We start from the raw sequence: 22,783 nt of genomic DNA, 5'->3' as shown, positions 1-22,783 counted from the left end.
TGAAAATTACTGGCGAATAGCTATAACAGAAGTCATAGCCAGCTTGACGCTTCAGCATGTTGGCGTCATGAGTTTCTGTGTATGACAGCGAAACGGTTCAGGCTCAGAGTTCTGAGTTTCATCAACGGCCAGCTCTCAGCGTGGCCAATAGCCGTTTTGGCATTGATGGTCGGAGCGGCACTTACCATCATGTTGGCGCTGGCCGACAATGAGCTGTACCAGCGTCAATTGCGCCAGCGTTTCGACATGCTTGCTGCGGAGCGCTTCAGTCGTCTTCAGGAGCGTCTGGACCGGCAGGTCACTCGTCTGGACACCCTGTGTCGCTTCTTTATCTTTTCCCATCAGGTCGAGCAATCGGAATTCGACGGCTTTGTCGCGCCATTGCTGATTGGAACCCAGGCCTACGCCTGGAACCCGAAAGTAACGCTGGCGGAGCGGGCCGCTTTTGAACAGCAGGCGCGCGAGGAGAGCTCAGCCGAATATTTCATAAGAGAAATGGATGAAAACGGTGCGTTGAAAACCGCCACTGTACGCAACGAGTATTTTCCGGTTCGATTCATCCAGACACTCAGCAAAGTTCCGACGCCGTCGGGGTTTGATATAGCCTCGGAGCCGGTACGTCATGTCGCTCTTGAGCGTGCGCGTTTGCTCAAGCGCATTGTTGCAACGCCTCGTATCAGCCTGTTGGCCCTTGACCCGTCAGACACGTACGGAATTTTGCTGGTGGCGCCGGTGTTCTCCATCGGCCAGTCGCCTTCCGAATTGAGAGGCTATGTCACTGCAGTGATCAGCCTGACGCAATTGATGAGCATCGGCACAGCGGAGCAGGACAATCTTGCGGTCACCATGCTTGACCTCAGTTCGCCGGCAAAGCCTGAGCAGGTTTACCAGTCGCCGGTCGTAGCAGTACGCAATCATTTGTATGCCAGCAGCCTGCTGAGCCTCGGTGACAGGGATTATCTGGTCGAGGTTCGCCCTACGGAAATCTTCAGCCAGAGCAATCAGACCATGATGCCGGGCCGGGTGCTGTGGCTTGGCGGGCTTTTGAGCCTGATGCTCAGCGCGTTGCTCTACAGCCTGATCAGCCAGCGTCAGCGAGCGCTGCAGCGTGTGGCGCAGCGTACCCGTGAGTTGCGCCAGCGCGGGCAGCAGTTACGGGCGGCGCACGGGCAATTGCGCAGTGTGCTGGACGCCGCGACCGAAGTGGCGATCATTGCAACCGACCTGGATGGGTTGATCAAGACGTTCAACGTCGGTGCGCAGAAAATGCTGGGTTATTCTCAGGAAGAGGTACTGGGCAGGCTGCGCCTCATGGACCTTTATCAGCCGTCCGAGCTGGAGGCCCGCGCGAGTGTATTGAGCAAGGACCGCGGGCACCCGATCAGCGCTTCCCGGCTGATGTTTCTCGACGCCGTGCAAGACGGTCATCACCCTTCGCAGGAGTGGACCCTGCAGCGCAGTGACGGCAGCACCCTGGTGGTGAACATGCTGGTTACCGCCGTGCGCGACGATCAGGGGCTCTGGACCGGGTATCTGGCGGTGTGCATCGACGTCACGGAGCACAAGCGCGTCAACGAAGCACTTGCCGAACAAGGGCAATTGTTGAAAAAACTTGGCTCGCAGGTGCCTGGCGGCATTTATCAGTATCACCTGGCCATCGACGGCAGTGCGCGCTTCAGATACGCCAGCGCTGGCATGTGCGAGCTGTTTGAAGTCGATGAAGCGCAGTTGCTGGGCGATTCCGAGGCCGTTCTGCGACGTATCCAGCCACCGGATCTGACGCGCGTCAGAAGCTCTATTCTGGCCAGCGCGAAGCATCTGACACCCTGGAGCGAGGAGTACCGTGTCGACCTGCCACGCAAGGGCCAGCGCTGGCTCCGCGCTGCTTCCACGCCAGAACGGTTGGTAGATGGCAGCGTGCTATGGCACGGTTTTGTGTCCGACATCACCGACCTCAAGCGTGTCGAACAGGAGTTGCGCGCGCTGTCGGTCACCGACGTACTGACGGGTGCCTACAACCGGCGCTATTTCCAGGACCGCATGCAGGCCGAGCTGAAAAGGATCGACCGGCACGGCGGTAACCTGTCGATCATCATGCTCGATATCGATCATTTCAAGCGCATCAATGATCGTTTCGGGCATGCCGCAGGCGATCAGGTGCTCAAGGCGATTTCGGAAAAGATCAGCCAGCGCCTGCGTAGCGATGATGTGTTCTGCCGCCTTGGGGGTGAAGAGTTCATGGTGATCTGCCCGGGCACACGGGGTTCGCAGGCGTATCAACTGGCTTTGAGCCTGCGCGAGGGCTTGCGTAACCAGGTTATCGAAGGCGTCGATCAGGTTGTGACGGCCAGCTTCGGCATCGCCAGCTGGAGAGCCGGTGAGGGGATCGACACAATGTTGTTGCGCGCTGACTCGGGTGTCTATGCCGCCAAACAGGCCGGTCGCGATCGGGTCGAGCCTGAGCAGATCTGACGCACACAGACCCGCTTCGAAAGCGGGTCTGCTGGTTACAAGCGGCGGGTGGTTATTGCTGGATCGAGACCGTGGTGTTGGTCAGTTTCGGCTGTCGATACAGATCGACCAGTACCTCGTCCAGTATCGAGGATGCGCCAAACGGACGCGGGTCGTTGAGGATCGCCACGACCGCCCAGGTGTTGCCGTTGCTGTCGCGGCTGAAGCCGGCAATAGCGCGAACCGTGTTCAGCGTGCCTGTCTTGATGTGCGCTTCACCCAGCAACGGGGTGCGCTTCAGACGTTTACGCATGGTGCCGTCCATGCCTGCCAACGGCATCGAACTCATGAATTCGGCAGCATACGGGCTGCGCCACGCAGCCTGCAGAATAATGGCCATCTCACGGGCACTGACACGTTCCGCACGCGACAGGCCGGAGCCGTTCTCCATGACCAGATGCGGCGCGGTGATGCCTTTTTTCGCCAGCCACTGGCGGATGACGCGCTGGGCAGCCTTGCCGTCGTCACCGTCAGCTTCATTGCGGAACTCTTCACCCAGGCTCAGAAACAGTTGCTGGGCCATGGTGTTGTTGCTGAATTTATTGATGTCACGAATGACTTCCACCAGATCCGGCGAAAAAGCCTTGGCCAGAAGCTTGGCATTACCGGGCAAAACGCCAACGCGGTCCTTGCCCTGGATAGTGCCGCCCAGTTCCTGCCAGATGGCCCGTACTGCGCCTGCCGCATAGGTCGGATGGTCAAGCAGCGAAAGGTAGGTCTGCGAATTGCAGCCGTTGCCCAACTGGCCAGTCACCGTCACATTGACGCTGCCGTCAGGCTGGGTGACCGGGTTGTAGCGCACATCCCCGGTGCATTGCTTTGATGCGCTCGCCTTCACCTGGTTGTCGATGCGAATGGTCGCAATCGGCGGCTCGACCGAGACCAGAATTCTGCCGTCATCGTTTCGGGTCACGAAGCGCAATGCCTTGAGATTGACCATCAGCGCATCAGGCTTGACCAGAAACGGCTTGTTATCATCGTTGCCGTCATCATTGAATTCGGGCAATTGCGGCTGCACAAAATGGCTGCGGTCCAATACCAGGTCACCGGTCACCTGTTGCACACCATTGGCGCGCAGGTCACGCATCAGCAGCCAGAGTTTTTCCATATTCAGCTTTGGATCGCCGCCGCCTTTGAGGTACAGGTTGCCGCGCAGCACGCCGTTGCTCAGGGTGCCATCGGTGAAGAATTCGGTTTTCCACTGGTGGGTAGGGCCGAGCATTTCCAGCGCGGCGTAGGTGGTGATCAGCTTCATGGTTGAGGCCGGGTTGACCGATACGTCGGCATTGAACACGGTCGGCGTGCCCGGCCCGTTGAGCGGCAACATCACCAGCGAAAGCGCGTCATCGCCGAGTTTGCTGGCTTTCAGAGCCTGTTGAACCTTGGGGGGCAGCGTGGTGTTGATGACGGCAGCGTAGGAGGGCAGAGCCAGTGGCAAAAGAATTGACGCGAGCAACAATGGACGTAGCGACTTGATCATTGAATAAAACCCTACTGCAAGGGGGGACATAAAAAAGAGGGCATGGATGAATTCCCTCGGTAACTATTTCGCTGCGATGTTGATAACTATAGTAGTGAATGCGTAGCGGGCTTTTTTGTAACATACAGTGCCACGCATGAAACGACCCGCATTATGCCCCAAGCAGGGCAGGCTTGTGATGGGGGGCAGGCCGGTAAACGTTATTTTTTATCGATTGGGCCTGCATCACTGTCGCAAGACCGGATATCCATGACAGACCGCAATTGTCGGGCTTTTAAATCGTCAAGCTGGTAAAGTGCCGCCCGATATTTATTGATGAGGATTGTCCCATGGCCACTAACCGCTCCCGCCGTCTGCGCAAAAAACTGTGTGTGGACGAGTTCCAGGAATTGGGTTTTGAACTGAACCTGGACTTCAAGCAAGAGCTGGATGACAAGGCAATCGATGCTTTCCTTGACGCTTTTCTGAAAGAAGCAATGGAAGCCAACGGTCTTGGTTATGTGGGCGGCGACGACTTCGGTCTGGTTTGCCTGAGCAAGCGTGGCTCGGTCAGCGAAGAACAGCGTGTTGCTGTCGAAGCCTGGCTCAAAGGCCGCAGTGAACTGACAGAAGTCACTGTCAGCCCGCTGATCGACGTCTGGTACCCGGAAAAAGAAATCAACCCGGCCGCCTGATGTAACGGGAGGCAGGCCAGCGCCTGCCTCTCTTGCTTTTCCCCCGCTTGTTCCCCTTCGCTACATCGTCTTTGAAACGTCTTCAGTCAGGTTTCGCCTGCTGCAGAATCAGCGCGTCCTCAAGCTCGATCATCGCCAGTTCGACAACCTGCTGACAGGTATGGAACTGTTCATCCGGCGTGTCCGCTTCGCAGGCCTGCTCAAGTGCATCGCAGGCATCGACCACCCTTGAAGCGCTGATGATCCGTGCGGCACCTTTGATCCTGTGGGCCAGGTCGCGGGTTTTCCTGCGATTGTTCTCCGGTATCAGTCTGGCCAGCAACAGCCGGTCCTCGTGATTGCTTTGCAGCAGCTGCGCAAGCAGGCGTTCAACCATTTCCGGACGGTTACCGGTCAGGTTGCTGATGCTGTCGAGGCTGAACGGCAGAGGTGTGCGCGACAGCGGCGAAACGGCTGTCAGCCGTTCGCTGAGCATCGAAAGGCTGATGGGTTTGAAGAGGCAGTCGTCCATGCCTGCTGCGCGGCAGCGCTCGATCTCGTCAGGCTGCGCATTGGCCGTGAAGCCCCAGACCGGACAGCGTGGCTGGCCGTCTGCGTCTTCAATTGCGCGGATTGCAGTGGTCATGTCATAGCCGTTCATGACCGGCATGTTGCAGTCGACAACCACCAGATCAAAGGTATCGGTCTTCCAGTGCTCAAGCCCCTGCGCGCCGTTTTCGGCCATTTCGCAGTGGTGACCTAGAAAACCGAGTTGCTGGCAGAGCAGCAGCCGGTTGGCAGGATGGTCGTCGACGATCAGGATCCGTAGCGTCTGGTGAGCGACGGCTAGCGGTGGCGTAGTAACGGGCTGGCCTGTGAGTGGTTCAAGCGTGGTAAGCACCAGGTTCATACTGATCCGGGTGCCTTGGCCTGGTACGCTATCAAGCGAGAGGTTGCCGCCCATCATCATGCAAAGGCTGCGGCAAATCACCAGGCCCAGCCCGGCACCGGTGCGCGCCATCTGCCCGGTGTTATCGGCCTGGGCAAAGGGCTCGAACAAACGCTGCTGGTCTTCGGCGCTGATGCCTATACCGCTGTCCTGAACGGTAATGTGCAAGTGCAGCAGTTGCGGGTCCGGGCTCTCGGCTGCCTGCAGCACGATCTTGATCCGTCCCATAGGGGTGAACTTGATGGCGTTGCTTACGAGGTTGGACAGTATCTGTTTGAAGCGCAGAGGGTCGATCAGCACATCGGCGTTGATCCGGCTGTCCAGTTCCAGCACCAGGTCGAGGTCCTTCTGGCGAGCCAGACCGTCGAATACCCGCAGTACCGACTCTACCAGTCGACGCAGGTTCGCCCGCTCTGGATTCAGTGACAGCCGGCCGGATTCAATGCGCGCAATGTCGAGAATGTCACCGATCAGGTCCAGTAAGTCGTTGGCCGAGCTGTAGGCGACTTCGATGGCTGAGCGGTCCAGTTCGCCATGATCGGCACGTTTGAGCGCCAGCTCCAGCATTCCGATCACTGCATTCATGGGCGTACGGATTTCATGGCTCATGGTGGCAAGAAAGGTGCTCTTGGCACGGCTGGCAGCGTCAGCCTGTTCCTTGGCGGCCTGCAAGTCTTCAATAAGCTGGCGACGCTCGCTGATATCGATCCAGCCGCCAATGATGCCCTGCACCTCGCCCAGAGAGTCGCGAAAGGGGAGGATCCAGTGGTAGATGGTCATCTGCCGGTCGCCAATGCGCAGGGGCCGGTCGAGGATCAATGCAGTGTTACTGGCCATGACCCGTTGATAGTCGGCAGCGTATTCCCGCGCTTCGAAGGCATTGCCCAGCACTCCTTCGGTAGCGCTCTTGCCGATGATGTCTTCACGTTGCGCTGAGAAGACCCTCAGGTAGCTGTCATTGCACATGCGCAGCATGCCTTCGCGATCCCGCACGTAGATCGGATGGGGCGTGCCTTCAACCAGTGCGCGCATGAATTCGAACTGGTCGCCCAGCGCCCGCTCTGCCGCTTCACGCTGACGTATCTGCCGCCGCATCCAGGCATTCCAGGCCAGCAGGCCCAGCAGCAACAGGCCTGCACTGATCAGAATCTGATAGATAAGGCGTTCGTAGTCATGCCAGCTGGCGCTTGAAGGGGCATAGGCGCGCCATCGATTGTTGATCGCCGCCAGATCCTGCGGCGCGATGCTTGCCAGCGCCTTGTCGAGAATCGAACTCAGCTCGGTGGCATTGCGTGAGGTAGCCATGGAAATCAGCGCCGGGTCCTCGCCGATGGTGGCGGTCATCTGCAGGCGTTCCTCGAAGATGCCTGAAGACAGAAAGTAGTCTGCGCTGAGCAGCGAAATGACCGCGCCTTCCGTTCTGCCCAGTGACAACATGTCCAGCGCCTGGAACGGGTTGTCGATTTCCAGCGGTACGACTCTGGGGTATTTGCGTCGCAGCCAGTCCAGCATCGGGCTGCCTTGGGTTATTGCCAGGCGTTTGCCGTCCATCTGTTCCAGATAGCTGGGCGAACCCTGGTCCTTGCGGGTGACCAGTACAAATGAGTTGTCGATATACGGCCGGCTGAAGCTCAGGTGGTCTTCTCGTTCATCGCTGGACACCAGTGCGCCGATCAGGTCCGCCTGGCCCTCGCTGACCTGGTTCAGCATATCGGTCAGGCTGGGCGAGCGCTTGACGTCGAACCTGAGGCCGGTGCGCAGGCGGACCAGTTCAAGCAGGTCGGCGGTGATGCCGCGAAAGTTGCCCTTGGCGTCAAAGAAGGTCAGCGGTGCGTACGCTTCGTTGACCACCACGCGCACGGTCGGGTGCTGAGCGATCCAGCGTTCCTCGCGTTGCGTCAGTTGCAGCTTCTGGTCGGTGAGCATCAGGTCGCTGCCGGTGCTCCAGCGCCTGGAAATGTTGATGCGCTCATCGACTGGAATCGCTTTCAGTGTCTGGTTGATGACACCCAGCAATTGTGTGTTTTCATTGCTGACGGCGAAGCTGAAGCCATTGGGCTCGTGCTTGCCGAAATTCGACATTTGCACATTGTTCAGATAGCCCTTGTTGATGATGTACTGGGTGGAAATCGTATCGCCCAGAAAGACATCGGCCTGGTTGAAGGCTACGGCGTTGATGGCGTTCTGAAACGAGGGGTAGGTCTTCAGTGTTGCACCCGGGTACGTCGCCTCGACCTCTGCGGGTGGCAAATAGTGATAGACCATGCTCAGCCGCATGCCTTTCAGGCCATCGTTGAGGGGGCGCGTGTCTCCGACCCGGGTGACCAGCACGGGCTGATCCACCGAGTAGGGCTGTGACAGTCTGATGTTGCGATCAACTGCTTCAAAGCCGTTGGCAGTGCCCAGCAGGTCGACCTGGCCTGTGATCAGTGCCTTGATCGCTGCATCGCGGGTTTCGAAGCGCTGCACCCTGACCGGCAGGTCCAGCGCATCCGAAATGATGCCCGCGTAATCGGCAGTGATGCCTTCATAGTCGTTGCCTGACATTGTGATATCGAAGGGCGGGTAATCAGGGTTCGAGATGCCGAGAGTCAGTTCACGTTGACCGCGCACCCATTGCCATTGGTTGCTGTCCAGCTTCACGTCCATGTGTGCCGGGCTCGAGCGACCAAGCAGTGTGTAATGTTCGGCCGCATAAAGGCTGGCCTGAGCACTCCAGCCCATGCACAGGCCTGTGGCCAGTATTAATAATTGTCTAAAGCGTGTGGGCATCCGGTTTCTCACACTAGCGCGTTGCGTTTTGCCATCTCGATAAGTTCTACCAAGGTTCTGGTTTTCAGCTTTTGCATAAGTCGCGTTTTGTAAGTGCTGACGGTCTTGTTACTGAGAAACATGCCCTTGGCTATTTCCTTGTTGGAGCGGCCTTGAGCAAACAATTGCAACACCATCAATTCGCGATCATTGACCAACTTGAACAATTCCAGCTCGTTCGTCTGCCCGTCTTCGCGAACGGCACACGCCAATGCCTGACTGGGAAAGTAATTGTAGCCGGATAATACCGCTTTCACCGAACTGAGCAGTTCGCTCAGGTCTTCCTGCTTGCATACATAACCGGAAGCGCCCGATTGCATGCAACGAATGGCAAACAGGTTGGGGGTTTGCGATGTCAGCACCAGTATCTTGGAGGGCAGCCCCATCGTATTGAAGCGCGCCAGTACCTCAAGGCCGTCGAGCTTGGGAATGCTGATGTCGAGAATGATCAGGTCAGGCATGCATTCGCGAACCATTTGCATCGCGTCGACGCCGTTATCGGTTTCGCCCACCACTTCGTAATTTTCGTTTTCCAGAAGCATTCTGACTGCCATCCGGATAACCGGATGGTCGTCGATGATAAAAACTGAGTTCATATTCCATTCCATAACAAGCAGTGAAGAAAGCGCGCACCTTAGCTCAGATGTTCGGGCAGGCACATAAAGAGACTTGCTCGGCAGGCATATATAGGAAAAGTCCTACAATAATTAGCGTATCGGAGTACGTAAAAGCCTACGTTGAACACAAGTGTGTTTAAACGTTAATGCTTATTTCGGTGTGTATTTGGTTATTGATGCACGGGGTGTTTATTACTTTATGGAATCATCATTCATGTGGGTTGATGATTTCCTACGAGACTGAACGTGAATTCACAAGCAGCGCGGTTTTGCATCAGTTGCCGTTTACATAGTTGCGAGGCATTTCCGAAGTCGCTTGAAACAGGAATGCAGATGTCACTCAGGGCTGTGCCCCAGCAAGCGGCTGAGGTCAGGTCCATGCAGGGGTTTGCTCAGGCAGCCGAGCAGGGGCAGGTCGCGCTGCGTGGCAAGCTGCTGCAGGTTTTCAAGCTGTACATCAGGCAGGCCGCTGAGAAGAATGGCCTGATGCAGCAAGCCTTGACGGGCTGCCTCGTCGATCAGGTCGAGGCCTGACATATCCGGCAGGCACTGATCGCACAGTAACAGCCCATAGGGCTCCGGGCTGCGTTGCATGGCAGCCATGGCCTCTGCGGCGGTGAGTGCGGGAGTCAGTAGAAAATAGCCCTGATTGTTGAGCAGCACCTGAGTGGCGATCAGTTGAAACGGGTGATCTTCCACCAGGAGGATGCGCAGGCTGTGTGTGGACATGAGTTTTCCGGAAAGGCCCTGACGAGACGTTCAGGCCTCGCAGACGGCGTGCGGACCGTTAGTATCGCAGGCGGATGGATGACGAGCCGGAGTGGCATTCGAAGTGGCTGTAATTATTGAGGGATGGAAGAAAAGCTGCGATAGGACTCGTCTGACATGCATGTAGGGCCTGTCTGAGTTTTTGCGAGGCAATCAGGTCTGACCAGCGTTGTATCTGCATGCGCGCAGGTACTCGGCTGGTCTTATCAAGGCTAAATCTGTCCGGAGCGGCCAGTCATTTCCCGGGCCATCTCACTGGCATAGCTGTCGGTCATGCCGGCGATGAAGTCGATCATGCGCAGGAACGATGCATGCAGCGGTGCCTTGGGATCCGGCGCGCTGTTGCCCAGCAGGTCGAGGATACGTCGGTGCTTGAAGGAGGGCGTCCTGCCGCCAAACTGTTCGACCGCTGCACCGCAAAAGGCGTTTAAGAGGATTTCCAGTGTGGTGTAGGCACCTATTTCATGCAGCGTTTTGCGCTTGTCCTGAAAGATTTTCTTGCGCGCCATGTCCTTGGCGTTCAGTACGCAGCGTTTGGCCGGGCCGTGCATGTGTTCCACGAGATCCCCGGGCAGCGTGCCCGCAAGCAGGGCGTCCTGTTGCTCGACGAATGCTCTGGCCGCTGCGTTGGTCAGGTGCTCGATGGCCTTGCCGCGCAGGATGGCCAGCTTGCGCCGCCGTGAGTCGCCAGGGCCCAGTTGCCGATAGGTTTCCGGAAGATCATCGCCGACCAGTCCAAGCAGAAGTGACTCCACTTCCGCGTAGTCCAGCAGGTCCATCTCCAGGCCGTCCTCCAGATCGATCAGTGCATAACAGATGTCATCGGCGGCTTCCATCAGGTAAACCAGTGGATGGCGCGCCCAGCGTTGTTCCTCAAGCTGCGGCAAACCCAGCTTGCCAGCGATCTGCTCAAGGATTGGCAGTTCACTCTGATAGCAGCCGAACTTGTGCTTCTTGTAGCCCAGCGAGTCTGCGTGGCGAGCGGTCCACGGGTATTTGAGGTAAGTGCCCAGTGTGGCGTAGGTCAGACGGGTACCGCCATCGAACTGGTGGTACTCCAACTGCGTCAGCACCCGAAAGCCCTGGGCATTGCCCTCGAAATTGAGAAAGTCATTGCGCTCTGTCTCGCTCATCGCGTCGAGCCAGCCACGTCCGGCAGCCTGATTGAACCAGTTGCGAATTGCGTCTTCGCCAGAATGGCCGAACGGAGGGTTGCCAATGTCGTGTGCCAGGCAGGCGGATTGTACAACCATGCCCAGGTCGCTTGGGTCGCACCAGTCGGGCAGCGCAGCGCGCAGGGTTTCGCCAACGCGCATGCCCAGTGAGCGGCCGACGCAGCTGACTTCCAGCGAGTGAGTCAGGCGGGTATGGATATGGTCGTTGCTGGACACCGGATGGACTTGCGTCTTACGTCCCAGACGGCGAAACGCACCGGAAAAGATGATCCGGTCATGGTCCTTGTGAAACGGACTGCGCCCCAATTCTTCGGGGCTGTGCAGTGTCTTGCCAAGTCGTTCGCGGTTAAGCAGGGTTTGCCAATCCAAGGCGTTCACTCCGTCAGTAATGTTGGCCGTAGCTTCCCGGTTCGGCACGCCTGCCGCAAGGCCTGACGCGCGGACAGACAGAAACAGGGTGTGTTAAAAAGCAAATGCCCGCCCCGGAGCACCGGAGCAGGCATTTGTCACAAGGCTCGAATCACGCAAAAGGTCTGGCGTAATCAGAGCCTGCGGTTGCGGTTCTGGATGGCGCGACTCTGCATGGCGACCTTGATCAGTGGCGTCAGCGTGATGCCGAGCTTCAACAGGCGACCCAGCAGGCTGGTGCGTCCGGTCTTGGCACGTTTGCCGCTCAGAAACCCCAGCAGGGCGACCGAGCCCACTCCCCAGAGTGGCGCGTGGCGAAAGCCGAGCGCGCTTTTCCAGTCATGGCGGATCCCGCGAAAGCGTTGCAACGGCTGCAGCAATTGCGTCGACTCATGACGAATTTCCTGACGGTGCATCTCCATGCGCAGGCGGATCAACGCCTTGCGCAGTTCTCGACGGGTATTGCTCTGGTGCGACTTGGGTTCACTCATGGCATCAATCGCTCGCGGTCGTTGGCCAGCTCTTCAAGGGTTGCGTGGAATGGCGACGACTCATCGAAAATCGCTGCCTTGAGGCGCAGCCCGCAGAAGATGGCGGCCAGCAGGTAGAACGTGCAGAGGCCGACGATACCGGCCAAGCGATAGCTGTCCCATAGAACGATCAGCAACAAGGCCGAGAGCCCAGTGAGCAGCAGCAGGCCGAAAACCAGCGCCAGTCCCGCGAACAGCAGCAGGCTGACGGTACGTGCCTTCTGCTCCTGCAATTCGATGCCGAACAGCTCGACGTGCGTGTGCAGCAGGCCAAGGAATGCAGCGCCAAGACGCCGCGGTGAAGAGCCCGGAGTTCCCTCGGGCGGTGCTGATTCCGTTCCCAGAGTCATGATGTTAGCGCCTTGTAGCCAGCAGACCGATCAGAAAGCCGACACCTGCGGCGATACCGACTGACTGCCAGGGGTTGTTCTGAACGTAATCTTCGGTAGCGATCACAGCAGCCTCACCGCGCTCACGAAGCGAATCTTCAGTGGTCTTCAGTGTTTCCTTGGCACGCAGCAGGCTTTCGCGGATCTGGGCGCGCAGTTCATCGGCCTGATCACCAGCGAGAGAGGCGGTATGCGCCAGCAATTTCTCAGTGTCGGCAACCAGTACCTGGAAGTCGGCTCTCAGGATTTCCTGAGCATTCTGTGCAGTTTGGCGGGCCATGATGTTCTCCGTTTGGTGGGCGTATGAATGTTTCGAGTACAGGTGATTCCTGAAGGTTCACTTCGATTGCCGTCTGGTGTTCGATCAGGCTGCGTGCTGCCGCTGCACCTTACTCCAAAAGTATCTGTCAGGAAAAACCGCGACGTGTTGAAGATTGGGGTTCCGTATTTCTGGCCATTGGCTATGCTCCACACGCGTGATCACGTACATGGCGCGCGATATGAGAGCTGAATGGAGAGAGGCATGGAGCGGCTGTATTCCCTGCAGGGGCTCAGGGGCATAGCTGTCCTTGGTGTGGTGTTGTTTCACATGATGTCGGTAGAGAGCAAGTTTTCCGGTGGCGATATCCTTCTGCCGCCGATGCTCGATTTTTTTCAGTTGGGTGTCGATCTGTTCTTTGTCATCAGCGGTTTCGTGATGGTGATCGTCAGTCGTGGCCGTTTCCAGAGCGGGGTCGAGGCCCGGCGCTTTCTGTTCAACAGGGTGTCGCGGATCTACCCCACGTACTGGCTGTACTTTTTCATTACGCTGGCGGTGTACCTGGTGCAGCCGGGCATGGTCAACAGCGGGCATGGGGCTTCCAACTTGATTATGTCGTTCCTGCTGCTGCCCAACGATAAAGTGCTGCTGGTGATGGTGGCCTGGTCGCTGCTGTTCGAACTGTGGTTCTACGTCGTGTACTCCGGCTTTCTGTTGTTTCGTGAACGCAGCGTGCCGCTTCTGCTCGGCGGCTGGGCGCTGATCATCATCGTGTTCAACGTGCTGGCCGACTGGCAGGACTATTCGCCCGCACTGAAGATCATCCTGCATCCCTACGCCCTTGAATTCATTCTCGGCGCAGCGCTGGCGTTGTTCTTTTATGGTCGGCACAGCGCGCGCGTGCCGACCGCTGCCGTCCTTGCCTCGCTGGGAGGTGCGCTGCTGCTGGGCGTGCCCCTGATCGGTTACTTTCGGTTATACGACAGTCAGGGCTTGCTGCGCATGCTCATGGTCGGCGGTACTTTCGGCCTGCTGGTACTGACCCTTGCCTTGCTCGAACGACGTCGACAACTGGCTGTGCCAGGGTTTTTGGTCGCTGTGGGCGACATGTCCTACACGATCTATCTGTCTCATCTGCTGGTGTTGGGGGTGATCGGGCGGGTGTGGAGCCTGGTCGGTGCCTGGCCCGAAAGCTATCTGGACAACCTGTTTTTCGCGCTGCTGATGATGGCGGCAACGGTGTGTTACGGCTGGGTCGGTTACCGTTGTTTCGAGAAACCGGTACTGGACCGCGCCAACGCGTTCAGCAAGATGCATTTCCGGGTGTCGACGTGATCGCGGGGTGCGCCTAGAATAATTTTCGGTTGTAGAGGATTTGCCGAGGATCAATTCATGCCGCCCGAATGCCAGCTGTTCAGTACCCTGGGCTGCCCGCTGTGCGAGGTTGCCGAAGCGGTTTTACTGCCGTTCGCCATCGAGCACGGCTTACTGGTTGAGCTGGTCGACATCTGCGAGGATGAACAACTGTTCGAGCGTTACGAGTGGCGCGTCCCTGTGTTGCGTCGAGTCGACACCGGGGATGAGCTGGACTGGCCATTTGACGCGCCTCAGGTAGCTTCGTTTTTGAGTCGTTGAGCGGCATTGTCGTAGAGCTGCATTCTTCTTTATCCCCCGGACCCGACGCGCATTGAATATTGATACCCGCATCAAATTTCGCCATCTGGTGTGCTTTCTCGAGGTGGCTCGGCAGGGCAGCCTGGCGCGTGCCTCCGATGTACTGGCAATCAGTCAGCCCGCGCTGTCGAAAAGTCTCAAGGAGCTGGAAACACTGCTGGCCACCACCTTGTTTGTGCGCAGCAAGAGCGGTGCGGCGCTGACCGAGGCGGGGGTGGCATTCATGCGTTTCGCCGGGCCGAGCGTCCAGGCCCTGCGTGAAGGTGTCAGTAGCCTGCGCTCGGGTGAACATGAAACTGTTACCGCACGGTTGGGCGTGCTGTCCACGGCTGAAAGCCTGTTGGTTCCGGAGGTGGTCCATCGTCTGCACGAGCGCCACCCCGCGTTGATCGTCAGCGTGATGACCGGCCCCAGTGCCTACCTGCTGTCGCAACTGAGGGTAGGGGAGCTGGACCTCGTGGTCGGGCGCATGACTGACAGCCCGCAGATTCAGGGGCTGACGTTCGAGCATCTGTACAACGAGTCGATGACGCTGGTGGTGCGCAACGATCACCCGTTACTGACGGCGCCGCTCAAGCCTGAAAGTCTGGAGCAGTTCCCGCTGGTGTTGCCGCTGGCTGGCACCACCATCCGCAAGTTTGCCGACAGTCTTTTCGTACAGTGCGGTATCCGCATGCCGCGTCAGCGCCTTGAAACCCTGTCACTCACCCTCAGCCGCCGCTATGTGCAGTGCAGCGATGCGGTGTGGATCGCGCCACTGGATGCGGTGTCGCTGGAGTTGAAAGGCGGCACGCTGGTGGAGCTGGACATGGGCATTCGCGAGCCGGGCGGATCAGTCGGCCTGTGCAGCAACCCGGCCCTGCCGCTGACACGTGCGGCGCAATGGTGTGTGGATGAACTGCGAGGCGTTGGAGAGACCTACCGCAAAGCGCAGTATGCATAACCATTTGGTTATGGATAACCGGTTTTATTTCAATTCTCTATAAGCATGGATCACGCGACACTTCGCCGCAGCCTGTAGCGCAAGTGATCGACGCCTGCGCCCATAAGAAAAACAAGGAGAACGCCATGTCTGCCGCGGACAATAGCCGCTTCGTCATTCGTGACCGAAACTGGCACCCCAAAGCCCTGACACCTGATTACAAGACCTCGATCCTGCGCTCGCCGCGTCAGGCGCTGGTCAGTATCCCGCAATCCATTTCCGAAACCACGGGCCCGGATTTCTCGCATTTGAAGTTTGGTCAGCACGACAACGATCTGCTGCTCAACTTCAACAACGGCGGGCTGCCCATCGGTGAGCGCATCCTGCTGGCCGGCCGGGTCTGTGATCAGTACGGCAAGCCGATTCCGCATACCTTGGTGGAGATCTGGCAAGCCAATGCCGGCGGGCGTTATCGCCACAAACGCGATGCCTATCTGGCACCCATCGACCCCAACTTTGGCGGTGTAGGGCGAGCGCTGACCGACAGCGAAGGCAATTACAGCTTCCGCACCGTCAAGCCAGGCCCTTACCCGTGGCGCAACGGCCCTAACGACTGGCGTCCGGCGCATATTCATGTGTCGATCAGCGGCCCGTCGATTGCCACCCGCCTGGTCACCCAGCTGTATTTCGAAGGCGATCCGTTGATTCCTATCTGCCCGATTGTCAAGGCCATCGCCAACCCGGACGCCGTGCAGAGCCTTATTGCCAGGCTCGATCTGGGGATGGGTAATCCAATGGATTGCCTGGCGTACCGCTTTGACATCGTGTTGCGCGGCCAGCGCAAGACACACTTCGAAAACTGCTGAGGAGGCCCGACATGCCCGTTCAATTACTGCAGGAAACCCCTTCGCAAACCGCTGGCCCGTACGTGCACATCGGTCTTGCACCACAGGTGGCCGGCAACCCGACCCGCGAACTGGAAATCTGGAACGAGATGGCCAGGCCCGAGGCGCCCGGCGAGCATATCGTGTTGCTGGGCAACGTCTTCGACGGCAACGGTCATCTGATCCGCGATGCGTATCTGGAATTCTGGCAGGCCGACCATCAAGGCGCGTATCACAGCGAATTCGACCCGGAGCGGCCGTTCAACGGCTTCGGCCGCACGGCGACCACTGACGACGGCCAATGGATTCTGAAGACCATCAAGCCAGGCTCGGCACATAATGCGGCCGGGGTGCCGATGGCTGCGCACATCAACGTTTCGCTGTTTGCCCGTGGTATCAATATTCATCTGCAGACGCGGCTGTATTTCGACGACGAAGCGCAGGCCAATGCTCAGGACCCGGTGCTCAATCTGATCGAGCAGCCGCCGCGTCGCGAAACGCTGGTCGCGCGCCGCTGCACGCATGATGGGCAAACGGCCTATCGTTTTGATATCCGCGTGCAGGGTGAAGGCGAAACGGTGTTTTTCGATTTCTGAATCGGTTGTCGATTTGCGTATCAATGTGCGTGCGTTCCCGGCGCCTGCATCGGCAGGCGACCTTATAAAAATAAAAGGACATCTCCATGACGCTTTCCGCCAGCCAGCCTGTGCCGGGTACGCTCGACGTTCAGGCCTTCATCAATGCGCAACCGCTGTCCGGGTATCAGTGGCGGGTGGTTGCGCTGTGTTTTCTGATCGTGTTTCTCGATGGCCTCGATACCGCCGCAATGGGCTTCATTGCACCAGCGCTCAGCCAGGACTGGGGCATCGACCGGGCCAGCCTGGGCCCGGTGATGAGCGCTGCGCTGATCGGCATGGTGTTCGGCGCGCTGGGTTCCGGCCCGCTGGCCGACCGGTTCGGGCGCAAGGTCGTGCTGGTGTTTGCGGTGTTTCTGTTCGGTCTGTTCAGCCTGGCGTCTGCCTACAGCAGCAACATTGATCAACTGCTGGTATTACGCCTTCTGACCGGGCTGGGGCTCGGTGCAGCGATGCCCAATGCCACCACGTTGTTGTCGGAATACACGCCCGAGCGGCTCAAGTCGCTGCTGGTGACCAGCATGTTCTGTGGTTTCAATCTGGGCATGGCCTGTGGTGGGTTTGTGTCGGCCAAACTGATCCCGAGCATGGGCTGGCACAGCCTGCTGATGCTGGGCGGTATTCTGCCGTTGATACTGGCGGTGGTACTGATGGTCTGGCTGCCGGAATCAGCGCGGTTTCTGGTGGTGCGCAATCGCGGTGCGGAGCGTATTCGCAAAGTGCTGGCACCGATTGCGCCGAAGGCGTTGGCTGGCATCACCGATTTCAGCGTTCCCGAGCAGAAAACGGTCAGTAGCCGCAACGTGCTGAAAGTGATTTTCTCCGGTACATACAGCGCTGGCACGCTGTTGCTGTGGCTGACGTATTTCATGGGTCTGGTTATCGTCTACCTGTTGACCAGCTGGCTGCCGACGTTGATGCGCGACAGTGGCGCGAGCATGGAACAGTCGGCCTTCATCGGTGCGCTGTTCCAGTTCGGCGGGGTGTTGAGTGCAGTGGGGGTCGGCTGGGCAATGGATCGTTACAATCCGCATAAGGTCATTGGTCTGGCCTATGCGCTGGCGGGTGTGTTCGCCTGGCTGGTCGGGCAGAGTCTGGGCAATGTCGCCTTGTTGGCCACGCTGGTGCTGCTGGCCGGTATGTGCATCAACGGCGCACAGTCGGCAATGCCTTCACTGGCAGCGCGGTTCTACCCCACTCAGGGGCGTGCCACTGGCGTGTCGTGGATGCTCGGGATCGGCCGCTTCGGCGCGATTCTCGGCGCCTGGGCCGGTGCCACACTGCTGGGCCTGGGCTGGAGCTTCGAACAGGTGCTGACGGCGCTGGTGGTCCCCGCTGCCCTGGCCGCGATAGCGGTGCTGATCAAGGGCTGGGTCAGTCATTCGGACGCTACCTGAAACCTTTCAATCTGGAGTGGTGATGTGAACAGAGTGAGCAATCAACTTTTCGATGCCTACTTCATGCAACCCGAAATGCGCGAGATCTTTTCGGATGAAGGCCGGGTACAGGGCATGCTCGATTTCGAGGCTGCGCTGGCTCGGGCACAGGCACGCGTCGGCCTGATCCCGCCCGAGGTGGTCGCCGACATCGAACTGAGCTGCGACGCACGGCTGTTCGATTTCGACGCGCTGGCAATTGCCATCGGCAGTGCCGGCAATTCGGCGATTCCGCTGGTCAAGGCGCTGGGCAAACAGATAGCCGCGCGCAGTGCTGAGGCCGAGCGCTATGTGCATATGGGCGCAACCAGCCAGGATGTGATGGACAGCGGGCTGATTCTGCAACTGCGTCGAGCGATCGTGCTGCTTGAGCATGATCTTGCTCGACTGGCCGATGCGATGGCTGAGCAGGCACAGCGTCATGCTGGCACGCCGCTGGCTGGACGCACCTGGCTGCAGCAGGCCACGCCGGTCACTCTGGGGATGAAAATCGCTGGCTGGCTGGGCGCGGTGACTCGTCATCGACAGCGCTTGAACGAGATCAAACCGCGTCTGTTGTGCCTGCAATTCGGCGGTGCTTCCGGCAGCCTCGCGGCGCTGGGCGACCAGGCCTTTTCGGTAGCCGAAGCGCTGGCCGGTGAATTGCAACTGGCGTTGCCCGAGCAGCCCTGGCACACCCAGCGCGACCGACTTGTGGAGTTTGCCGGTCTGCTGGGCCTGATCGCCGGCAGCCTCGGCAAACTGGGGCGCGACGTGAGCTTGCTGATGCAGACCGAAGTGGGCGAGGTCTTCGAGCCCTCGGCACCGGGCAAGGGCGGGTCTTCGACTATGCCGCACAAGCGCAACCCGGTTGGCGCTGCGGTCATGATCAGCACAGCCACCCGCGCACCGGGGCTGGTCGCCACGATGCTGGCCGCCATGCCGCAGGAGCACGAGCGCAGTCTGGGCCTGTGGCATGCCGAGTGGGAGACTTTGCCGGAGCTGTGCTGTCTGGTTTCCGGCTCGCTGCAGCAAGCGTTGCAGGTGCTACCCGGTCTGCAGGTCGATGCCGAGCGTATGGCGAGCAATCTGCAATCCACCAAAGGGCTGGTGCTCGCCGAGGCAGTGAGCATTGCGCTGGCTCAGCGCATCGGCCGCGATGCTGCCCACCATCTGGTCGAACAGTGCTGCCGTCGTGCGGTAGAGCAGGGCGCGCATTTGCGTCAGGTACTTGGCGAAACCCCGCAAGTCAGTGAGCAGTTTTCTTCCGACGAGCTGGATCGTCTGCTTGATCCGGCCCATTACCTTGGCCAGGCCCGACAATGGGTCGAGCGTGCCGTGGCTGAACACACAAGGATTTCCCGATGACCGAAGACGAACGTTACGAAGCTGGCATGCAGGTGCGCCGTGCAGTGCTGGGCGATACGCATGTCGACAACAGCCTGAGCAAACTGACGCCGTTCAATGAAGAATTCCAGGAGATGATTACCCGTCACGCCTGGGGTGATATCTGGACCCGTCCGGGGCTGCCACGCCATACCCGCAGCCTGATTACCATTGCGATGTTGATCGGCATGAATCGCGAGGGCGAATTGCGCCTGCACCTGAAGGCCGCAAAAAACAATGGTGTGACCCGTGAGGAAATCAAGGAAGTGCTGATGCAGAGCGCTATCTACTGCGGCATTCCGGCGGCCAATGCGACGTTCCACCTGGCCGAAGCGGTATGGGATGAAATGGGTGTGGAGTCGTTGAAGGAGGATTGAAAAGTCGCATAACAAGGAGTGCTGCAGCGAAATGTCATGCCTTACCCGCGTTCACTGCCCATAAATGAAAGCGCTGTTTTATCACGAAGTCGGGCCTCAATCTCACTGACTCGCAGAACCAGCGCGTGGCGCGTAGCGTCACAAAGAGGACGCAGAGCGTCCAGAACTGCATGCCGACGCGGAGCGTCGGCACGATAGTCAGTTAGATTTCTGTATAACGATGAGTGATCAACCGTGGCGGCGTTTTCGTTTTTAGAGCAGCGACAGCGGGTAGCTGACAATCAGACGGTTTTCGTCGAACTGGTTGGTGTTGTAGTCACGCCGCATGGTGGAGTTGCGCCATTTGAGCGACAGGCTTTTGAACGCGCCGCTCTGGAACACGTACGCCAGCTCGGTTTCCCGTGCCCACTCTTCGCCGTCGGTGATGGTGCCGGTATGCACGTTGTCGCCGCTGATGTAGCGGTTCATCAGGGTCAGGCCGGGCACGCCCAGGGCTGCGAAGTCATAGTCGTGACGCAACTGCCAGGATTTCTCCCTGGCGTTGTCGAAGCTGGAGTTGTAACTGTCGTTGGCCAACGTCCCGCCACTGGTACCGTTGACGCGCATCCAGGCGCTGTCGCCGCTGACTTTCTGCAGGCCCACATAAAAGGTGTTGCCGCCGTGCCGCGCCGAAAGCAGCGCTGACCAGGTCTTGTTGTCCAGCTCGCCGGCCAGCGACTGACCGTCGTCTTTGCCCTGGAAGTAGCCAAGGTTGGCACCCAGCGTCCAGCTGCCCAACGGCTGGCTGTGCAGCAGGTTGAAATATTGCTGGTGGTAGATGTCTTCAAGCTCGGCGTACCACACGCCGACCTGGGTGCGCTTTTCGTTGAAAACGTACTCGCCGCCGCCGAAGTTGAAACGGTCTGAGGTGAACGCTGAGCGGCCGTTCAAGGACATGTCTTCCATGCTGGCGTCGTTGCGCGGGCTGTTGCCGCGGAACTGGCCGCCGTACAGGGTCAGCCCGTCGATCTCTTTGGAAGTGATTTGCCCGCCCTGAAAGGTTTGCGGCAGCGAGCGGCCGTCATCGGAGCGCAGGATCGGCAACACGGGCATCCACTCGCCGACCTTCAATTCGGTCTTCGAGAAGCGCGCCTTGCCCGCCACGGCCAGTCGCCCGAAGTCGTCGGCCGGGCGTCCATCGCTGTGGATCGGCAGCAATTGTGTGCCGCCCGTTCCCTTGCCGCCGTCTAGCTTGAGCGAGTAAAGGCCCAGCGCATCCACACCAAAGCCAACGGTGCCTTGGGTGAAGCCGGAGCGGGCATCGAGGATGAAGTTCTGCGTCCACTCCTCGGCGTAGTTCTGCGCATTGGCCGGGTCGACGAAGTTGCGGTTGATATAGAAGTTGCGTAGGTTCAGATTGACCTTGGCGTCTTCGACGAACCCGGCAGCATTGCCGCTGATGGGTGTCAGGTTTGCAGCAATGGCCGCAGACAGACCGCAAAGGAGTTTGCAGGAGGAATTGGCGCGCATGGAACAGACCTTTTTTGTAGTTATTGAGTCGTGTAGCTGGCTACGATAGTGAAAGGCCGGAAGGTGCCATGCAATTGTGAAATAACTGTTTCGGGCGATAATCGAACGTTAATGAACCGGTTCGAACATTTTGTGGAGGGCGTTGCAAACGTGTGTGCGATGCTCACTGGTCTGTAGATACGGGTCTGTAAACATAGGCGGCGTGCTCTGGCGTTTTCGGCCACGGCGTCCGGCTGCTGAAACTTGAACAAGGAAGCGCGATGAGCACTGCCAGCACGCCTTTGTCCGGCGTCAACCAACCACTGAAAGGGATTGGTTTCATTCTTCTGGCGACTTTTCTGTTCGCCAGTCACGACACACTCTCCAAGTACCTGTCCGGCTTCTATCCGATCATCCTGGTGGTCTGGGCGCGCTACGTGGTGCACACGCTGCTCATGGCCTGCATCTTCATGCCATCGGCGGGGTTGCGCGTGCTGCGTACCAAGCGTCCCGGCTTGCAGGCATTGCGTGCGTTGGCGCTGTTGGGCACCAGTCTGCTGTTTACCAGCAGCCTGATGTTCATCCCGCAGGCAGAGGCGACCGCGGTCAACTTTCTTGCGCCGTTGCTGGTCACGGCACTGTCGGTGCCGCTGTTGCATGAGCGTGTGACGCGCGGGCAATGGGTTGCGGTGGTTGTCGGGTTTATCGGGGTGATGATCATCATTCATCCGGGGGGCGAGCTGTTTACCCCGGCGATTCTGCTGCCGCTGTCGTCAGCCTTGTGTTTTGCGTTGTATCAACTCCTGACGCGGCTGGTCAGCCCGTTTGACAGCCCGACCACCAGCAACTTTTTTGCCGGGCTGTTCAATACCCTGTTGATGAGCGCGCTGGTGCCGTTCTTCTGGGAAGTGCCTGCGCTTAAAGATCTGCCGTTTCTGCTGGCGCTGGGGGCATGTGGTATGTCGGCCCACTTGCTGCTGACCCAGGCCTTCCGCTTCGCCGCCCCGGCAATGCTCGCACCGTTCAGCTATTGCCAGATCGTGTTTGCCGGGCTGCTGGGTTTCGTGGTGTTCGACCACATGCCATCACCGACCGCACAGGCAGGCATCGCCATCATCTGCCTCAGCGGCCTGGCGGCGGCTTGGCAACAGCGGCGTAAGGGTGGGTAGTGTCCGGTGCTGGAGCCTGGGATGCCCTGCATCACAAGTTTTCAGTGCAGCACAACGTCATGCTGCGCCCGCAGGAGGCCGCCATACGTGCTTTTCGATCACGGTAGCACTGACGACGCAGAGTGCGACGTTAGTGACGGCTGAGTCCTGGCACTGATCCGGGGGATGCGAGGCAGGACGCCGAGCAAGCCGCACCGGGCCAAGGATGGCCCGTTGCGGCGGCCCCCGGATCAGTGACAGGGCGAAGGAACCCGACGAAGTCGGGCCGGAAACAGGAGCGAGG

20 protein-coding genes are annotated in these 22,783 nt (G+C 58.9%); 11 read left to right on the top strand and 9 right to left on the bottom strand.

Going from position 1 to position 22,783, the window contains the following annotated elements:
* The first annotated feature begins 81 nt into the window (after window positions 1-81).
* Window positions 82-2,472, top strand: coding sequence for a diguanylate cyclase (locus tag RYB66_RS19830; RefSeq protein WP_057404364.1), 2,391 nt, complete (start codon window positions 82-84; stop codon window positions 2,470-2,472).
* Between the two features lie 52 nt (window positions 2,473-2,524).
* On the opposite strand, the gene dacB is transcribed toward RYB66_RS19830, so the two are convergent.
* A complete protein-coding gene (gene dacB, locus RYB66_RS19825; RefSeq protein ID WP_002553058.1) occupies window positions 2,525-3,991 on the bottom strand; it encodes a D-alanyl-D-alanine carboxypeptidase/D-alanyl-D-alanine-endopeptidase in 1,467 nt (488 codons plus the stop codon).
* 329 nt (window positions 3,992-4,320) lie between these two features.
* Here dacB and RYB66_RS19820 point away from each other — a divergent pair, with 329 nt between their 5' ends.
* Window positions 4,321-4,665: a YggL family protein gene (locus RYB66_RS19820; protein ID WP_005732557.1), complete on the top strand. Its 345-nt coding sequence runs from the start codon at window positions 4,321-4,323 to the stop codon at window positions 4,663-4,665.
* Window positions 4,666-4,747: 82 nt separating this feature from the next.
* On the opposite strand, the gene RYB66_RS19815 is transcribed toward RYB66_RS19820, so the two are convergent.
* The 7 genes from RYB66_RS19815 to RYB66_RS19785 all read right to left on the bottom strand — a co-directional run bounded on the left by RYB66_RS19815 (window position 4,748) and on the right by RYB66_RS19785 (window position 12,571).
* On the bottom strand, window positions 4,748-8,317 hold the full coding sequence (locus RYB66_RS19815; protein ID WP_057404365.1) for a transporter substrate-binding domain-containing protein: 3,570 nt from the start codon (window positions 8,315-8,317) through the stop codon (window positions 4,748-4,750).
* A 56-nt stretch (window positions 8,318-8,373) separates the two neighbouring features.
* A complete protein-coding gene (locus RYB66_RS19810; protein WP_005732559.1) occupies window positions 8,374-9,000 on the bottom strand; it encodes a response regulator transcription factor in 627 nt (208 codons plus the stop codon).
* A 357-nt stretch (window positions 9,001-9,357) separates the two neighbouring features.
* Window positions 9,358-9,750 carry a response regulator gene (locus tag RYB66_RS19805; RefSeq protein ID WP_002553114.1) on the bottom strand — a complete coding sequence of 131 codons (393 nt, stop codon included), beginning with the start codon at window positions 9,748-9,750 and terminating at the stop codon, window positions 9,358-9,360.
* 251 nt (window positions 9,751-10,001) lie between these two features.
* Complete coding sequence (locus RYB66_RS19800) at window positions 10,002-11,333, bottom strand: deoxyguanosinetriphosphate triphosphohydrolase (RefSeq protein WP_004661594.1); 1,332 nt, start codon at window positions 11,331-11,333, stop codon at window positions 10,002-10,004.
* Between the two features lie 173 nt (window positions 11,334-11,506).
* Window positions 11,507-11,863 carry a hypothetical protein gene (locus RYB66_RS19795; RefSeq protein WP_002553116.1) on the bottom strand — a complete coding sequence of 119 codons (357 nt, stop codon included), beginning with the start codon at window positions 11,861-11,863 and terminating at the stop codon, window positions 11,507-11,509.
* Window positions 11,860-12,252 carry a phage holin family protein gene (locus RYB66_RS19790; RefSeq protein ID WP_002553117.1) on the bottom strand — a complete coding sequence of 131 codons (393 nt, stop codon included), beginning with the start codon at window positions 12,250-12,252 and terminating at the stop codon, window positions 11,860-11,862. Before RYB66_RS19790 ends, RYB66_RS19795 begins: the two co-directional genes overlap by 4 nt.
* Window positions 12,253-12,256: 4 nt before the next feature.
* Window positions 12,257-12,571: a YqjD family protein gene (locus tag RYB66_RS19785; protein WP_002553118.1), complete on the bottom strand. Its 315-nt coding sequence runs from the start codon at window positions 12,569-12,571 to the stop codon at window positions 12,257-12,259.
* A 243-nt stretch (window positions 12,572-12,814) separates the two neighbouring features.
* Between RYB66_RS19785 and RYB66_RS19780 the strand changes: the two genes are divergently transcribed.
* From RYB66_RS19780 to pcaC, 8 genes are all read left to right on the top strand, one after another.
* Complete coding sequence (locus tag RYB66_RS19780) at window positions 12,815-13,885, top strand: acyltransferase family protein (RefSeq protein WP_057404366.1); 1,071 nt, start codon at window positions 12,815-12,817, stop codon at window positions 13,883-13,885.
* A 57-nt stretch (window positions 13,886-13,942) separates the two neighbouring features.
* Entirely contained in the window at window positions 13,943-14,185 is a 243-nt protein-coding gene (locus tag RYB66_RS19775) for a glutaredoxin family protein (RefSeq protein WP_005779823.1), read from the top strand.
* A gap of 52 nt (window positions 14,186-14,237) precedes the next feature.
* A complete protein-coding gene (gene pcaQ / locus RYB66_RS19770) occupies window positions 14,238-15,167 on the top strand; it encodes a pca operon transcription factor PcaQ (RefSeq protein ID WP_005753503.1) in 930 nt (309 codons plus the stop codon).
* A 125-nt stretch (window positions 15,168-15,292) separates the two neighbouring features.
* Complete coding sequence (gene pcaH / locus RYB66_RS19765; RefSeq protein ID WP_002553121.1) at window positions 15,293-16,012, top strand: protocatechuate 3,4-dioxygenase subunit beta; 720 nt, start codon at window positions 15,293-15,295, stop codon at window positions 16,010-16,012.
* A gap of 11 nt (window positions 16,013-16,023) precedes the next feature.
* On the top strand, window positions 16,024-16,626 hold the full coding sequence (gene pcaG / locus RYB66_RS19760) for a protocatechuate 3,4-dioxygenase subunit alpha (protein ID WP_005779821.1): 603 nt from the start codon (window positions 16,024-16,026) through the stop codon (window positions 16,624-16,626).
* A gap of 86 nt (window positions 16,627-16,712) precedes the next feature.
* On the top strand, window positions 16,713-18,062 hold the full coding sequence (locus RYB66_RS19755) for an MFS transporter (protein WP_004661606.1): 1,350 nt from the start codon (window positions 16,713-16,715) through the stop codon (window positions 18,060-18,062).
* Window positions 18,063-18,086: 24 nt separating this feature from the next.
* Window positions 18,087-19,448: a 3-carboxy-cis,cis-muconate cycloisomerase gene (locus RYB66_RS19750; RefSeq protein ID WP_316895232.1), complete on the top strand. Its 1,362-nt coding sequence runs from the start codon at window positions 18,087-18,089 to the stop codon at window positions 19,446-19,448.
* Window positions 19,445-19,843: a 4-carboxymuconolactone decarboxylase gene (pcaC, locus tag RYB66_RS19745; protein WP_004665142.1), complete on the top strand. Its 399-nt coding sequence runs from the start codon at window positions 19,445-19,447 to the stop codon at window positions 19,841-19,843. Before RYB66_RS19750 ends, pcaC begins: the two co-directional genes overlap by 4 nt.
* Before the next feature lie 252 nt (window positions 19,844-20,095).
* Here the strand turns inward: pcaC and RYB66_RS19740 are convergent, their stop codons facing one another.
* Complete coding sequence (locus RYB66_RS19740; protein ID WP_005746789.1) at window positions 20,096-21,352, bottom strand: OprD family porin; 1,257 nt, start codon at window positions 21,350-21,352, stop codon at window positions 20,096-20,098.
* Window positions 21,353-21,612: 260 nt separating this feature from the next.
* Between RYB66_RS19740 and RYB66_RS19735 the strand changes: the two genes are divergently transcribed.
* Window positions 21,613-22,500, top strand: a complete 888-nt coding sequence (locus RYB66_RS19735; protein WP_054076371.1) for a DMT family transporter — start codon at window positions 21,613-21,615, stop codon at window positions 22,498-22,500.
* The last annotated feature ends 283 nt before the right edge of the window (window positions 22,501-22,783 follow it).

The organism is Pseudomonas syringae group sp. 243L2, assembly GCF_032587875.1.
Taxonomy (GTDB): domain Bacteria; phylum Pseudomonadota; class Gammaproteobacteria; order Pseudomonadales; family Pseudomonadaceae; genus Aquipseudomonas; species Aquipseudomonas amygdali.
Note: the sequence above shows the minus strand (reverse complement) of the source record. Positions and strands in the feature narration are given on the sequence as shown.

Excerpts from the sequence above, each read along its gene's own strand:
- RYB66_RS19775 (WP_005779823.1), top strand. The coding sequence starts at position 13,943 with ATGCCGCCCGAATGCCAGCTGTTCAGTACCCTGGGCTGCCCGCTGTGC.
- RYB66_RS19735 (WP_054076371.1), top strand. The coding sequence starts at position 21,613 with ATGAGCACTGCCAGCACGCCTTTGTCCGGCGTCAACCAACCACTGAAA.
- RYB66_RS19780 (WP_057404366.1), top strand. The coding sequence starts at position 12,815 with ATGGAGCGGCTGTATTCCCTGCAGGGGCTCAGGGGCATAGCTGTCCTT.
- RYB66_RS19795 (WP_002553116.1), bottom strand. The coding sequence starts at position 11,863 with ATGAGTGAACCCAAGTCGCACCAGAGCAATACCCGTCGAGAACTGCGC.
- RYB66_RS19830 (WP_057404364.1), top strand. The coding sequence starts at position 82 with ATGACAGCGAAACGGTTCAGGCTCAGAGTTCTGAGTTTCATCAACGGC.
- RYB66_RS19820 (WP_005732557.1), top strand. The coding sequence starts at position 4,321 with ATGGCCACTAACCGCTCCCGCCGTCTGCGCAAAAAACTGTGTGTGGAC.
- RYB66_RS19805 (WP_002553114.1), bottom strand. The coding sequence starts at position 9,750 with ATGTCCACACACAGCCTGCGCATCCTCCTGGTGGAAGATCACCCGTTT.
- dacB (WP_002553058.1), bottom strand. The coding sequence starts at position 3,991 with ATGATCAAGTCGCTACGTCCATTGTTGCTCGCGTCAATTCTTTTGCCA.
- pcaG (WP_005779821.1), top strand. The coding sequence starts at position 16,024 with ATGCCCGTTCAATTACTGCAGGAAACCCCTTCGCAAACCGCTGGCCCG.
- pcaC (WP_004665142.1), top strand. The coding sequence starts at position 19,445 with ATGACCGAAGACGAACGTTACGAAGCTGGCATGCAGGTGCGCCGTGCA.
- RYB66_RS19785 (WP_002553118.1), bottom strand. The coding sequence starts at position 12,571 with ATGGCCCGCCAAACTGCACAGAATGCTCAGGAAATCCTGAGAGCCGAC.
- RYB66_RS19740 (WP_005746789.1), bottom strand. The coding sequence starts at position 21,352 with ATGCGCGCCAATTCCTCCTGCAAACTCCTTTGCGGTCTGTCTGCGGCC.
- RYB66_RS19815 (WP_057404365.1), bottom strand. The coding sequence starts at position 8,317 with ATGGGCTGGAGTGCTCAGGCCAGCCTTTATGCGGCCGAACATTACACA.
- RYB66_RS19790 (WP_002553117.1), bottom strand. The coding sequence starts at position 12,252 with ATGACTCTGGGAACGGAATCAGCACCGCCCGAGGGAACTCCGGGCTCT.
- pcaH (WP_002553121.1), top strand. The coding sequence starts at position 15,293 with ATGTCTGCCGCGGACAATAGCCGCTTCGTCATTCGTGACCGAAACTGG.
- RYB66_RS19810 (WP_005732559.1), bottom strand. The coding sequence starts at position 9,000 with ATGAACTCAGTTTTTATCATCGACGACCATCCGGTTATCCGGATGGCA.
- RYB66_RS19755 (WP_004661606.1), top strand. The coding sequence starts at position 16,713 with ATGACGCTTTCCGCCAGCCAGCCTGTGCCGGGTACGCTCGACGTTCAG.